We start from the raw sequence: 15,017 nt of genomic DNA on the forward strand, positions 1-15,017 counted from the left end.
GAAAGTTATGACGTCAATGGGAACAAAGTTGAACTAACTGCACATGAAGATGTAGCAAGAATGATTTTGCATATTATAGATCAAATGAACGGTATCCCTTTTACAGAACGTGCGGACCGTATTTTAACAGATAAAGAAGTGGAGGCATATTTTATAAATGACTAAAATAATATTTATGGGTACACCAGACTTTTCAACAACTGTTTTAGAAATGCTTATTGCAGAACATGATGTCATTGCAGTCGTAACGCAACCAGATCGACCTGTTGGACGTAAACGTGTTATGACACCACCACCAGTTAAAAAAGTTGCAATGAAATATGATTTACCTGTATATCAGCCTGAAAAATTAAGTGGATCAGAAGAATTAGAACAATTGCTTCAATTAGATGTAGATTTAATTGTAACTGCTGCTTTTGGACAATTATTACCTGAATCATTGTTGGCATTACCAAAACTTGGCGCAATTAATGTACATGCATCATTGTTACCAAAGTATAGAGGTGGTGCACCAATTCATCAGGCAATTATCGATGGTGAACAAGAAACCGGCATAACAATTATGTATATGGTTAAAAAATTAGATGCGGGTAATATTATTTCGCAACAAGCAATTAAAATAGAAGAAAATGATAATGTCGGTACGATGCATGATAAATTAAGTGTATTAGGGGCAGATTTATTAAAAGAAACTTTACCATCTATTATAGAGGGCACAAATGAAAGTGTACCTCAAGATGATACGCAAGCAACATTTGCTTCCAATATTCGACGCGAAGATGAGCGAATTAGCTGGAATAAACCAGGAAGACAAGTGTTTAATCAAATTCGTGGATTATCACCATGGCCAGTTGCTTATACAACTATGGATGACACTAACTTGAAAATATACGATGCTGAACTCGTTGAGACTAATAAGATAAACGAGCCTGGAACCATTATAGAAACGACTAAAAAAGCCATTATTGTTGCTACAAATGATAATGAAGCTGTTGCAATTAAAGATATGCAATTAGCTGGGAAAAAGAGAATGTTAGCTGCCAATTATTTAAGTGGTGCGCAAAACACACTAGTAGGGAAGAAACTTATATGATCGAAAACGTGAGAAGTCTTGCTTTTGACACGATTCAAGATATATTAAATGAAGGTGCGTATAGTAACTTGCGTATCAATGAAGTGTTGTCAGAAAATGAATTAAATGCAATGGATAAGGCTTTATTTACAGAAATTGTCTACGGAACCGTTAAAAGAAAATATACGTTAGATTTTTATTTAAAGCCTTTTGTGAAAACAAAGATTAAGGCATGGGTTAGGCAATTATTATGGATGAGTATTTATCAATATGTATATTTAGATAAAGTTCCAAATCATGCCATTATTAATGAAGCAGTTGAAATAGCAAAAGAACGCGGTGGCTATCATAATGGTAATGTCGTAAATGGTATTTTACGTACAATGATGCGTAGTGACTTACCTGATTTTAATGAAATTGCAGATCCTAAAAAAAGAATGGCAATCGAGTATAGTATGCCGAAGTGGATTATAGATCATTGGGCAACACATTATGGTCTCGAAGAAACTGAAACAATTTTACAGTCATTTTTAGAAACGACATCAACAACTGTGCGTGCCAACCTGACGCGAGCATCATTAGATGATATTATTGAAAAGTTGCAAGACGAAGGTTATGACGTTGAAAAAGATCATGACTTACCTTATTGTCTCCATATAGGAGGACAACCAATTATTCATTCTCGTTCATTTAAAGATGGATTCGTTTCAATTCAAGATAAAAGCTCAATGTTTGTTGCACACATTATGAATGTAGACCGACATGATCACGTATTAGATGCATGTAGTGCACCTGGCGGTAAAGCTTGTCACATTGCTGAAGTTTTAATGCCAGAAGGGCAAGTTGACGCTTCAGATATACATGATCACAAAATAGACTTAATTAATTTTAATATAAAAAAATTACGATTAACAAATATTAAGGCTTTTCAACATGATGCGACAAAACCTTATGATAAAACATACGATAAGATACTTGTTGATGCACCATGTAGCGGATTAGGTGTAATGAGACATAAGCCGGAGATTAAGTATACTCAAAGCAAACAACATATTGAGTCACTAGTTGAATTACAGCTTGAAATATTGGAAAATGTAAAAAACAATGTAAAAATAGGTGGCGAAATCATCTATTCAACATGTACAATTGAGCAACTAGAAAATGAAAACGTGATTTATACGTTTCTGAAAAATAATAAAAACTTCGAATTTGAACCGTTTCAACATCCGATAACTGGAGAGTTGGTCAAAACGTTACAAATCATGCCGCAAGACTTTAATTCAGATGGATTCTTTATCACTAAGATAAAAAGAAAGGACAATTAGGAATGATAACTGCTGAAAAGAAAAAGAAGAATAAATTTCTTCCAAATTTTGACAAGCAATCAATATATTCATTGCGATTTGACGAAATGCAAAACTGGCTCGTTGAACAAGGTCAACAAAAATTTCGAGCGAAACAGATTTTTGAATGGTTATATCAAAAAAGAGTAGATTCGATTGATGAAATGACGAACTTATCGAAAGACTTACGACAGCTTTTAAAAGATAACTTTACTGTTACAACTTTAACAACTGTAGTAAAACAAGAAAGTAAAGACGGTACAATTAAATTCTTATTTGAATTACAAGATGGCTATACAATTGAAACTGTTTTAATGAGACATGATTATGGAAATTCAGTATGTGTAACGACACAAGTAGGTTGTCGTATCGGATGTACGTTTTGTGCTTCTACACTTGGCGGCTTAAAAAGAAACCTTGAAGCTGGCGAAATTGTTTCACAAGTTTTAACAGTTCAAAAAGCCCTTGATGCTACAGAAGAGCGCGTATCTCAAATTGTCATAATGGGTATCGGTGAACCATTTGAAAATTATGATGAAATGATGGACTTTTTAAGAATCGTCAATGATGATAACAGTTTAAATATTGGTGCACGTCACATTACAGTATCAACATCAGGTATCATTCCTAGAATATATGACTTTGCGGATGAAGATATCCAAATTAATTTTGCTGTAAGCTTACACGCCGCAAAAGATGAAGTGCGATCACGCTTGATGCCAATTAACCGTGCATATAATGTTGAGAAGTTAATCGAAGCAATTCAATATTATCAAGAAAAAACAAATCGTCGTGTTACTTTTGAATATGGTCTGTTTGGTGGTGTGAATGACCAACTAGAACATGCAAGAGAATTAGCACATTTAATAAAAGGCTTAAACTGCCATGTTAACTTAATTCCTGTCAACCATGTTCCAGAAAGAAATTATGTGAAAACGGCTAAAAATGATATCTTTAAATTTGAAAAAGAATTAAAGAGACTAGGAATTAATGCCACAATACGTCGTGAACAAGGTTCGGATATTGACGCAGCTTGTGGTCAATTAAGAGCAAAGGAACGACAAGTAGAAACGAGGTAAAGACAAATGCTAGAGGCACAATTTTTTACTGATACTGGACAACATAGAGATAAGAATGAAGATGCGGGTGGTATTTTTTATAATCAAACTAATCAACAACTTTTAGTTCTGTGTGATGGTATGGGCGGCCATAAAGCAGGAGAAGTTGCAAGTAAATTTGTTACAGATGAGTTGAAATCCCGTTTTGAAGCGGAAAATCTTATAGAAGAACATCAAGCTGAAAATTGGTTGCGTAATAATATAAAAGATATAAATTTTCAGTTATATCACTATGCACAAGAAAATGCAGAATATAAAGGTATGGGTACAACATGTGTTTGTGCACTTGTTTTTGAAAAATCAGTTGTGATAGCAAATGTCGGTGATTCTAGAGCCTATGTTATTAATAGTAGACAAATTGAACAAATTACTAGTGATCACTCATTTGTTAATCATCTTGTTTTAACGGGTCAAATTACGCCGGAAGAAGCATTTACACATCCACAACGTAATATTATTACGAAGGTGATGGGCACAGATAAACGTGTGAGTCCAGATTTGTTTATTAAGCGATTAAATTTTTATGATTATTTATTATTAAATTCAGATGGATTAACTGATTATGTTAAAGACAATGAAATTAAGCGTTTGTTAGTAAAAGAAGGTACAATAGAAGATCATGGTGATCAATTAATGCAATTGGCATTAGATAACCATTCGAAAGATAACGTTACTTTCATACTCGCGGCTATTGAAGGTGATAAAGTATGATAGGTAAAATAATAAATGAACGATATAAAATTGTAGATAAGCTTGGCGGCGGTGGCATGAGTACCGTTTATCTTGCAGAAGATACGATACTTAACATTAAAGTTGCAATTAAGGCGATTTTTATACCACCTAGAGAAAAAGAAGAAACATTAAAACGTTTTGAACGAGAAGTACATAACTCATCACAGCTATCACATCAAAATATAGTAAGTATGATCGATGTTGATGAAGAAGATGACTGTTACTACTTAGTAATGGAATATATTGAAGGTCCGACTTTGTCTGAGTATATTGAAAGTCATGGGCCATTAAGTGTTGACACGGCGATTAATTTTACGAATCAAATATTGGATGGCATTAAACATGCGCATGATATGCGTATTGTACATAGAGATATTAAGCCACAAAATATATTAATTGACAGCAATAAAACGTTGAAAATATTTGATTTTGGAATTGCTAAAGCTTTAAGTGAGACGTCTTTAACTCAGACTAATCATGTGTTAGGTACTGTGCAGTACTTTTCGCCAGAACAAGCAAAAGGTGAGGCAACGGATGAATGTACAGATATTTATTCTATAGGTATTGTGTTATATGAAATGCTTGTTGGTGAACCACCCTTTAATGGAGAAACTGCAGTTAGCATTGCGATTAAACATATTCAGGATTCTGTGCCAAATGTGACAACAGATGTACGTAAGGATATTCCGCAATCTTTAAGTAATGTCATTTTACGCGCTACAGAAAAAGACAAAGCGAATCGTTACAAAACAATTCAAGAAATGAAAGATGATTTGAGTAGTGTTTTACATGAAAATCGAGCGAATGAAGATGTCTATGAACTCGATAAAATGAAAACGATAGCGGTACCTTTGAAAAAAGAAGATCTAGCAAAGCATATTAGTGAACATAAGTCGAATCAACCTAAACGTGAAACGACGCAAGTACCTATTGTAAATGGGCCTGCTCATCATCAGCAATTCCAAAAGCCAGAAGGTACGGTGTACGAACCAAAACCTAAAAAGAAATCAACACGAAAGATTGTGCTCTTATCACTAATCTTTTCGTTGTTAATGATTGCACTTGTTTCTTTTGTGGCAATGGCAATGTTTGGTAATAAATACGAAGAGACACCTGATGTAATCGGGAAATCTGTAAAAGAAGCAGAGCAAATATTCAATAAAAACAACCTGAAATTGGGTAAAATTTCTAGAAGTTATAGTGATAAATATCCTGAAAATGAAATTATTAAGACAACTCCTAATACAGGTGAACGTGTTGAACGTGGTGACAGTGTTGATGTTGTTATATCAAAAGGCCCTGAAAAGGTTAAAATGCCAAATGTCATTGGTTTACCTAAGGAGGAAGCCTTGCAGAAATTAAAATCGTTAGGTCTTAAAGATGTTACGATTGAAAAAGTATATAATAATCAAGCGCCAAAAGGATACATTGCAAATCAAAGTGTAACCGCAAATACTGAAATCGCTATTCATGATTCTAATATTAAACTATATGAATCTTTAGGCATTAAGCAAGTTTATGTAGAAGACTTTGAGCATAAATCCTTTAGCAAAGCTAAAAAAGCCTTAGAAGAAAAAGGGTTTAAAGTTGAAAGTAAGGAAGAGTATAGTGACGATATTGATGAGGGTGATGTGATTTCTCAATCTCCTAAAGGAAAATCAGTAGATGAGGGGTCAACGATTTCATTTGTTGTTTCTAAAGGTAAAAAAAGTGACTCATCAGATGTCAAAACGACAACTGAATCGGTAGATGTACCATACACTGGTAAAAATGATAAGTCACAAAAAGTTAAAGTTTATATTAAAGATAAAGATAATGACGGTTCAACTGAAAAAGGTAGTTTCGACATTACTAGTGATCAACGTATAGACATTCCTTTAAGAATTGAAAAAGGAAAAACAGCAAGTTATATTGTTAAAGTTGACGGTAAAACTGTAGCTGAAAAAGAAGTCAGCTATGATGATATTTAAATATAATTGAAGTAAATGTACCGAGGTTTCTATTTGGAAGTCTCGGTATTTTTATGTTGAGATTGCGGTAGTTTTAAAATGCTTAATGTCATCATTTACAGTTGAGCATTGTCTATCAATTCTGTATCACTCTCACAATATTTATATCATTTGAAATGATCATTTATATATTAATTTTCCAGTCTTTGATATAATAAATGCAGTAAAATTAATCGAGAGGTGCCATTTTGAAGACAGGTCGAATAGTGAAATCAATTAGTGGGGTATATCAAGTAGACGTTAATGGCGAACGTTTCAATACAAAACCACGAGGATTATTTAGAAAGAAAAAATTTTCACCGGTAGTTGGTGATATAGTGGAATTTGAAGTACAAAACATTAACGAAGGCTATATTCATCAAGTGTTTGAGCGGAAAAATGAGTTGAAAAGACCACCTGTAAGTAATATAGATACACTAGTAATTGTAATGAGTGCTGTCGAGCCAAATTTTTCAACGCAATTATTAGATCGATTTTTAGTTATTGCACATTCGTATCAGTTAAATGCGAGAGTTTTGGTGACTAAAAAAGATAAAACACCAATTGAAAAGCAGTTCGAAATTAATGAGTTGTTGAAAATATATGAAAATATTGGCTATGAGACTGAATTTATTGGAAATGATGATGATCGAAAAAAAATTGTAGAAGCTTGGCCAGCTGGACTTATAGTACTTAGTGGTCAATCAGGTGTCGGTAAGTCCACTTTCTTAAATCATTATCGTCCAGAACTTAATCTTGAGACAAATGATATATCAAAATCATTAAATCGAGGAAAGCATACTACAAGACATGTCGAACTATTCGAACGTCAAAACGGTTATATTGCAGACACACCTGGATTCAGTGCTTTAGATTTTGATCATATAGATAAAGATGAAATAAAAGATTATTTTCTTGAATTAAATCGATATGGTGAAACATGTAAGTTTAGGAATTGTAATCATATCAAAGAACCTAATTGTAATGTTAAGCATCAATTAGAGATAGGGAATATTGCGCAATTTAGATACGACCATTATTTACAACTATTTAATGAAATTTCAAATAGAAAGGTTAGATATTAAATGACAAAACTATATCCATCATTATTATCTGTTGATTTTTTGGATTTACAACATGAATTAAAACGACTTGAAGAAGCAGGTGTCGACGGAGTTCATTTTGATGTTATGGATGGTCAATTTGTGCCTAATATATCTATTGGTTTACCAATATTAGATGCAGTAAGAAAAGGCACAACATTACCTATAGACGTACATTTGATGATTGAAAATCCAGAAAAGTATATTGCATCATTTGCAGAACATGGTGCCGATATGATTTCAATTCATGTCGAATCAACGCCTCATATTCATCGTGCTATTCAAATGATTAAACATTTAGATAAAAAAGCTGGTGTAGTAATTAATCCTGGTACACCAATATCACAAATTGAACCTATTTTAGACATTGTTGATTATGTATTAGTGATGACAGTTAACCCAGGGTTTGGTGGTCAATCATTTATTGATCAATGCGTAGAAAAAATAGCGGGTCTTAATGCTATTAAAATGGAACGTCAATTAAACTTTGATATTGAAGTTGATGGAGGCGTAAATACCGATACAGCGAAAGTTTGTGTTGAAAATGGTGCTACAATGCTAGTAACAGGTTCATTTTTCTTTAAACAAGAAGATTATAAAAAAGTCACACAAGCATTGAAAGGTTGAGTGTATATGCATATAAATTTATTATGTTCTAATCGACACTTGCCGCAAGATATTTGGGCCAAAAGTAATGAAGGTAAATGGGGCGGCGTTGATAGAGGTGCTTTGATTTTATTGAAGCATCAAATTATCCCTTTTTTCTCAGTGGGAGACTTTGATTCAGTCAGTAAAGAAGAACGCCAACTTCTAACAGAACAGTTACAAATCAAACCAGTTCAAGCTGAAAAAGCTGATACGGATTTAGCTTTAGCGGTTGATAAAGCTGTTGCACTTGGATTTGATAGTATTACAATTTATGGTGCAACAGGCGGACGATTAGATCACTTTTTTGGGGCAATTCAGTTATTATTGAAAAAAGCATATTATAAACATGATGTTCATATAGAAGTTATCGATCAACAAAATAAAATTGAATTATTGCCTAAAGGTCAACATACAGTTGAAAAAGATAAGAGTTATCCGTACATTTCATTTATACCGATGACTGATGATGTAGAACTTTCTCTAGCAGGTTTTAAATATAATTTAGCTAGACAAATGCTTAATATAGGTTCTACTTTAACTATTTCAAATGAAATTGAGTCTTTGCAAGCGAAAGTAACTGTACATGATGGGTTGATTTTGCAAATTAGAAGTACAGATTTAAATTAAGTATATTCAAATTTGTGAGGATTTTTAATAAAGTGCATGTGTTATTTAATAAAGTGACGTTTATAGATAGAATTTATAACATAATAATAGATGAATCACGCTGTAATTAATGAAGATTATGGCGTGATTTATTATTGGAAGGAAAATTGTAGGTCCTAGTACATTGATTTATGTGCCAAAATCGATATTGAACCCATAAGTCCAATTTGACAGAGAACCATTATTAAACGTATTAACCAAATTATATTGATAGTTCGAATTTCACTATGAACCATTATGTATTGTTTGGTAACAAAAAAAGAACTAAGAGGTTGAGCTCTTAGTTCTTAAGTAAATGTGTCCTCCACATAAGGTCACATTTTTTATGTGCAATATATTTATTAAACTCTAGTTACTTTACCAGATTTTAAAGCACGTGCAGAAACCCAAACTTTTTTAGGTTTACCGTCAACTAGGATTCTAACTTTTTGAAGGTTAGCGTTCCATCTACGTTTAGTAGAGTTTAAAGCGTGTGAACGTCTGTTACCAGTCGAAGCTTTACGACCTGTTACGAAACATTGTTTACCCATATGAGTACCTCCTTTAATAAATATAAATACACATAACTACTTATATACTTAATTAAGATAGCATAGTTTCATTTGAAAAACAATGAATAATTTTCACATAAAAGTCAAAAATACTGAGTTTTGTGATATAATTGTAGACTGTGAAGTTATGTAGTATGATATTTTAGAGAAATAAGTGAATGAAACATTTAAAATTTTTATTTAATGATACTACATCTATTAAAAGAAAACGCCTATAGATAATCGTCATGAGTGTAAATTCAGTTTACTCAAAATATAATAGGTGATTTAAGCGTAAGTCATTCTGATAAGTTGTACCATTGATATTTTATAAAAATAATCAATGAAACTTAAAGCGTTTATGACTACACTAAGTGGTAAAATTTTAAAAGTGATTAGGGAAAACGAATAATAAACTTTGAAATTTAGGAGGGACAAAGATATGACATTAGAGATTTCAAATGATTACGGTAAAATTGATATTTCAAACGAAGTGATTGCTTCGGTTGTAGGTGGAAAGGCCGTTGAATGTTATGGTATTGTAGGTATGGCATCTAGACAACAAGTTAGAGATGGTATTGCGGAAATACTAGGACATGAAAATTATGCTAAAGGCATCAAAGTAACTGAAAATAATGGCGTAGTGGATATAGATATGTACATTATTGTAAGTTATGGTGTGAAAATATCTGAAGTTGCCAATAATGTACAATCAACAGTGAAATATACTTTGGAAAAATCACTTAATGTATCAGTAAATTCAATCAATATATATGTACAAGGTGTACGTGTGAATAATACAGGCAAGAAAGCTTAGGAGGACAACTTGAAATGATTAGCAAAATTAATGGTAAATTATTTGCCGATATGATTATACAAGGGGCACAAAATTTATCTAACAATGCAGATTTGGTAGATTCTTTGAATGTGTATCCAGTGCCAGATGGTGATACAGGAACAAATATGAATCTTACTATGACTTCAGGTCGCGAAGAAGTAGAGAATAATTTGTCGAAAAATATCGGCGAATTAGGTAAAACATTCTCGAAAGGTTTACTAATGGGTGCAAGAGGTAACTCTGGTGTCATCTTGTCACAATTATTCAGAGGATTTTGTAAAAATATTGAAAGTGAATCTGAAATTAATTCAAAATTGTTAGCTGAAAGTTTTCAAGCTGGTGTTGAAACGGCATATAAAGCTGTTATGAAACCAGTTGAAGGTACAATACTTACAGTTGCAAAAGATGCTGCGCAAGCTGCAATAGAAAAAGCAAATAATACTGAAGATTGTATAGAATTAATGGAGTACATTATTGTAAAAGCCAATGAATCACTTGAAAACACACCAAACTTATTAGCTGTACTTAAAGAAGTTGGTGTTGTTGATAGTGGCGGTAAAGGTTTGTTATGCGTTTACGAAGGATTCTTAAAAGCGCTTAAAGGTGAAAAAGTTGAAGCCAAAGTTGCAAAGATAGATAAAGATGAATTTGTACATGATGAACATGATTTCCATGGTGTAATTAATACTGAAGATATTATTTATGGCTATTGTACTGAAATGATGGTTCGTTTTGGAAAGAATAAAAAAGCCTTTGATGAACAAGAATTCAGGCAAGATATGAGTCAATTTGGTGATTCTTTATTAGTCATTAATGATGAAGAAATTGTGAAAGTTCACGTGCATACCGAATACCCAGGTAAAGTGTTTAATTATGGTCAACAATATGGTGAATTAATTAAACTTAAGGTTGAAAATATGAGAGAACAGCACCGTGAAGTGATTCGAAAAGAACAGCACACAGCTAAACCGAAAATGGAAACGGTTGAAACAGCAATTATTACTATTTCTATGGGTGAAGGTATTTCAGAGATATTCAAATCAATGGGTGCCACACATATCATTAGTGGTGGACAAACGATGAATCCTTCTACAGAAGATATCGTTAAAGTCATTGAACAATCAAAATGTAAACGTGCAATTATTTTACCGAATAATAAAAATATTTTAATGGCAAGTGAACAAGCAGCGAGTATTGTTGATGCAGAAGCAGTTGTTATTCCAACGAAATCTATTCCTCAAGGTATAAGCGCACTATTCCAATATGATGTGGACGCAACACTTGAAGAAAATAAAGCGCAAATGGCTGATTCAGTAAATAACGTTAAATCTGGTTCATTAACGTACGCTGTTCGTGATACGAAAATTGATGGCGTTGAGATTAAAAAAGACGCGTTTATGGGCTTGATTGAAGATAAGATTGTAAGCAGCCAAAGTGATCAATTAACAACGGTTACTGAGTTGTTAAATGAGATGTTAGCAGAAGATAGTGAAATATTGACTGTGATTATTGGTCAAGATGCAGAGCAAGCAGTTACAGATAACATGATAAACTGGATCGAAGAGCAATATCCAGATGTAGAAGTGGAAGTTCATGAAGGTGGACAACCAATTTATCAATATTTCTTTTCAGTAGAATAAAAATTTAAAATAAAAAACTACCAATGATAAATCATCAGTTGGTAGTTTTTTATTTTGCTATTTTAGTGTTATTGCGGGTTAAAAGTATCATTCTCGAGTTGCTAACAATGTCATGTTCAACTTAGTCATGATAAAATAAATAACATACTAAATGATACGTAAAATCAAATAAAACATAGGTGATTTATTTTGGCTAAAGTAAACTTAATAGAAAGTCCATATTCTCTTTTACAATTAAAAGGTATAGGTCCTAAGAAAATAGAAGTATTGCAACAACTAAATATTCATACAGTGGAAGATCTTGTTCTTTATTTGCCAACTAGATATGAAGATAATACAGTGATTGATTTGAATCAAGCAGAAGATCAATCTAACGTTACGATAGAAGGACAAGTATATACAGCTCCAGTAGTTGCATTTTTTGGAAGAAATAAATCAAAATTAACCGTTCATTTAATGGTAAATAATATTGCTGTCAAATGTATTTTTTTCAATCAACCGTATTTAAAAAAGAAAATCGAATTAAATCAAACTATAACTGTTAAAGGTAAGTGGAATAGAGTTAAACAGGAAATTACTGGTAATAGGGTTTTCTTTAATTCACAAGGGACACAAACTCAAGAAAACGCAGATGTTCAATTAGAACCAGTCTATCGTATTAAGGAAGGTATTAAACAAAAGCAAATACGAGACCAAATTAGACAAGCGTTAAATGATGTGACAATTCATGAATGGTTAACTGATGAACTAAGAGAAAAATATAAATTAGAGACCTTGGACTTTACTTTGAACACATTACATCATCCTAAAAGTAAAGAGGATTTATTACGTGCTCGTAGAACCTATGCATTTACTGAACTGTTTTTATTCGAATTACGTATGCAATGGCTAAATAGATTAGAAAAGTCATCTGACGAAGCAATTGAAATTGATTATGACTTAGACCAAGTTAAATCATTTATTGATCGTTTACCTTTTGAACTAACTGAAGCACAGAAATCCAGTGTTAATGAAATTTTTAGAGATTTAAAAGCACCAATACGTATGCATCGATTACTTCAAGGTGATGTAGGTTCAGGAAAAACAGTAGTTGCTGCAATTTGTATGTATGCGTTAAAAACGGCTGGTTATCAATCAGCATTGATGGTACCAACTGAAATTTTAGCAGAGCAACATGCTGAAAGTTTAATGGCTTTATTTGGAGATTCTATGAACGTTGCATTGTTAACTGGGTCAGTAAAAGGTAAGAAACGAAAGATACTTTTAGAACAACTTGAAAATGGTACGATTGATTGTTTAATTGGAACCCATGCTTTGATTCAAGATGATGTGATTTTCCATAATGTTGGTTTAGTAATTACAGATGAACAACATCGATTTGGTGTGAATCAACGCCAGCTTTTAAGAGAAAAAGGTGCAATGACGAATGTGTTATTTATGACAGCAACGCCGATACCAAGAACACTAGCAATATCAGTTTTTGGTGAGATGGATGTGTCTTCAATTAAACAATTACCAAAAGGTCGTAAACCTATCATTACTACTTGGGCAAAGCATGAGCAATACGATAAAGTTTTGATGCAAATGACCTCAGAGTTGAAAAAAGGTCGTCAAGCATATGTCATTTGCCCGCTAATAGAAAGTTCTGAGCATCTCGAAGATGTTCAAAATGTTGTCGCATTGTACGAGTCTTTACAACAGTATTATGGTGTTTCCCGTGTAGGGTTATTGCATGGTAAGTTATCTGCCGATGAAAAAGATGAGGTCATGCAAAAGTTTAGTAATCATGAGATAGATGTTTTAGTTTCTACTACTGTTGTTGAAGTAGGTGTTAATGTACCGAATGCAACTTTTATGATGATTTATGATGCGGATCGCTTTGGATTATCAACTTTACATCAGTTACGCGGTCGTGTAGGTAGAAGTGACCAGCAAAGTTACTGTGTTTTAATTGCATCCCCTAAAACAGAAACAGGAATTGAAAGAATGATAATTATGACACAAACAACGGATGGATTTGAATTGAGTGAACGAGACTTAGAAATGCGTGGTCCTGGAGATTTCTTTGGTGTTAAACAAAGTGGGTTGCCAGATTTCTTAGTTGCCAATTTAGTTGAAGATTATCGTATGTTAGAAGTTGCTCGTGATGAAGCAGCTGAACTTATTCAATCTGGCGTATTCTTTGAAAATACGTATCAACATTTACGTCATTTTGTTGAAGAAAATTTATTACATCGCAGTTTTGACTAATTACCATGCTGATTTGTCAATTTGAGTGCAACACTTCGTTAATTGAGTGATATGACACTTGAACTATTTAAATGTAAAGTGGTATTTTAACAATTTATAAATTTCCGACTAAATAATAGCTAAATAATACAGTTATTTGTTGAGTCGGTTAAATAGAAAGTGTTATGATATGTGAGGAATGTTTAAGACTAGGTACTAAAAAATGAGGGGTGAGACGTTGAAACTAAAGAAAGATAAACGTAGAGAAGCAATCAGACAACAAATTGATAGCAATCCCTTCATCACAGACCATGAACTAAGCGACTTATTTCAAGTGAGTATACAAACAATTCGTTTAGATCGCACTTATTTAAACATACCAGAATTAAGGAAGCGTATTAAATTAGTTGCTGAAAAGAATTATGACCAAATAAGTTCTATTGAAGAACAAGAATTTATTGGTGATTTGATTCAAGTCAATCCAAATGTTAAAGCGCAATCAATTTTAGATATTACATCGGATTCTGTTTTTCATAAAACTGGAATTGCGCGTGGTCATGTGCTGTTTGCTCAGGCAAATTCGTTATGTGTTGCGCTAATTAAGCAACCAACAGTTTTAACTCATGAGAGTAGCATTCAATTTATTGAAAAAGTAAAATTAAATGATACGGTAAGAGCAGAAGCACGAGTTGTAAATCAAACTGCAAAACATTATTACGTCGAAGTAAAGTCATATGTTAAACATACATTAGTTTTCAAAGGAAATTTTAAAATGTTTTATGATAAGCGAGGATAAAATTATGGTTAAATTAGCAATTGATATGATGGGTGGCGACAATGCGCCTGATATCGTATTAGAAGCCGTACAAAAGGCTGTTGAAGACTTTAAAAATCTAGAAATTATGCTTTTCGGTGACGAAAAAAAGTATAATCTGAACCATGAACGAATCGAATTTAGACATTGTTCTGAAAAGATTGAAATGGAAGATGAGCCTGTTAGAGCGATTAAACGTAAAAAAGATAGCTCAATGGTAAAAATGGCTGAAGCTGTGAAATCTGGTGAAGCAGATGGATGTGTGTCAGCAGGTAATACTGGTGCTTTAATGTCAG

General features: G+C 32.8%; 14 protein-coding genes and 1 pseudogene. 14 read left to right on the plus strand and 1 reads right to left on the minus strand.

Annotated features, from left to right (window positions below; translation table 11 throughout):
* From IDG60_RS11290 to IDG60_RS11330, 9 genes are all read left to right on the plus strand, one after another.
* Positions 1-165 (plus strand): peptide deformylase (locus IDG60_RS11290; RefSeq protein WP_206160709.1); only part of this gene is annotated, 165 nt, incomplete at its 5' end.
* On the plus strand, positions 158-1,093 hold the full coding sequence (fmt, locus tag IDG60_RS11295) for a methionyl-tRNA formyltransferase (protein WP_000161291.1): 936 nt from the start codon (positions 158-160) through the stop codon (positions 1,091-1,093). The genes IDG60_RS11290 and fmt, both read left to right, overlap by 8 nt.
* Complete coding sequence (gene rsmB, locus IDG60_RS11300; protein WP_000572235.1) at positions 1,090-2,397, plus strand: 16S rRNA (cytosine(967)-C(5))-methyltransferase RsmB; 1,308 nt, start codon at positions 1,090-1,092, stop codon at positions 2,395-2,397. The genes fmt and rsmB overlap by 4 nt, the downstream gene beginning before the upstream one ends.
* Positions 2,398-2,399: 2 nt before the next feature.
* On the plus strand, positions 2,400-3,494 hold the full coding sequence (gene rlmN / locus IDG60_RS11305) for a dual-specificity RNA methyltransferase RlmN (protein WP_000626897.1): 1,095 nt from the start codon (positions 2,400-2,402) through the stop codon (positions 3,492-3,494).
* Between the two features lie 6 nt (positions 3,495-3,500).
* The gene (locus tag IDG60_RS11310) at positions 3,501-4,244 is read left to right on the plus strand and encodes a protein-serine/threonine phosphatase Stp1 (RefSeq protein WP_000888486.1); all 744 of its coding nucleotides are present in this window, start codon (positions 3,501-3,503) and stop codon (positions 4,242-4,244) included.
* The gene (pknB, locus tag IDG60_RS11315; RefSeq protein ID WP_000579563.1) at positions 4,241-6,235 is read left to right on the plus strand and encodes a serine/threonine protein kinase Stk1; all 1,995 of its coding nucleotides are present in this window, start codon (positions 4,241-4,243) and stop codon (positions 6,233-6,235) included. Before IDG60_RS11310 ends, pknB begins: the two co-directional genes overlap by 4 nt.
* Positions 6,236-6,462: 227 nt before the next feature.
* Positions 6,463-7,338: a ribosome small subunit-dependent GTPase A gene (gene rsgA, locus IDG60_RS11320; protein ID WP_000847936.1), complete on the plus strand. Its 876-nt coding sequence runs from the start codon at positions 6,463-6,465 to the stop codon at positions 7,336-7,338.
* Positions 7,339-7,983 carry a ribulose-phosphate 3-epimerase gene (rpe, locus tag IDG60_RS11325; protein ID WP_000164332.1) on the plus strand — a complete coding sequence of 215 codons (645 nt, stop codon included), beginning with the start codon at positions 7,339-7,341 and terminating at the stop codon, positions 7,981-7,983.
* Between the two features lie 6 nt (positions 7,984-7,989).
* Positions 7,990-8,631 (plus strand): thiamine diphosphokinase, encoded by a 642-nt coding sequence (locus IDG60_RS11330; protein WP_000547910.1) that lies wholly within the window; start codon positions 7,990-7,992, stop codon positions 8,629-8,631.
* A 380-nt stretch (positions 8,632-9,011) separates the two neighbouring features.
* Here IDG60_RS11330 and rpmB read toward each other — a convergent pair whose 3' ends face one another.
* A complete protein-coding gene (rpmB, locus tag IDG60_RS11335) occupies positions 9,012-9,200 on the minus strand; it encodes a 50S ribosomal protein L28 (protein ID WP_000517908.1) in 189 nt (62 codons plus the stop codon).
* Positions 9,201-9,642: 442 nt separating this feature from the next.
* On the opposite strand from rpmB, the gene IDG60_RS11340 reads away from it, so the two are divergent.
* The 5 genes and pseudogenes from IDG60_RS11340 to IDG60_RS11360 form a co-directional block, all read left to right on the plus strand.
* The gene (locus IDG60_RS11340; protein WP_000171418.1) at positions 9,643-10,017 is read left to right on the plus strand and encodes an Asp23/Gls24 family envelope stress response protein; all 375 of its coding nucleotides are present in this window, start codon (positions 9,643-9,645) and stop codon (positions 10,015-10,017) included.
* A gap of 14 nt (positions 10,018-10,031) precedes the next feature.
* Positions 10,032-11,678, plus strand: coding sequence for a fatty acid kinase catalytic subunit FakA (gene fakA / locus IDG60_RS11345; RefSeq protein WP_000623903.1), 1,647 nt, complete (start codon positions 10,032-10,034; stop codon positions 11,676-11,678).
* Positions 11,679-11,867: 189 nt separating this feature from the next.
* Positions 11,868-13,928 carry an ATP-dependent DNA helicase RecG gene (gene recG, locus IDG60_RS11350; RefSeq protein ID WP_206160708.1) on the plus strand — a complete coding sequence of 687 codons (2,061 nt, stop codon included), beginning with the start codon at positions 11,868-11,870 and terminating at the stop codon, positions 13,926-13,928.
* Between the two features lie 202 nt (positions 13,929-14,130).
* A complete protein-coding gene (gene fapR, locus IDG60_RS11355; protein ID WP_001548538.1) occupies positions 14,131-14,703 on the plus strand; it encodes a transcription factor FapR in 573 nt (190 codons plus the stop codon).
* A 4-nt stretch (positions 14,704-14,707) separates the two neighbouring features.
* Positions 14,708-15,017 (plus strand): annotated as a pseudogene (locus IDG60_RS11360) (phosphate acyltransferase PlsX); the annotation flags it as partial.

The organism is Staphylococcus sp. EG-SA-2 (assembly GCF_017152085.1).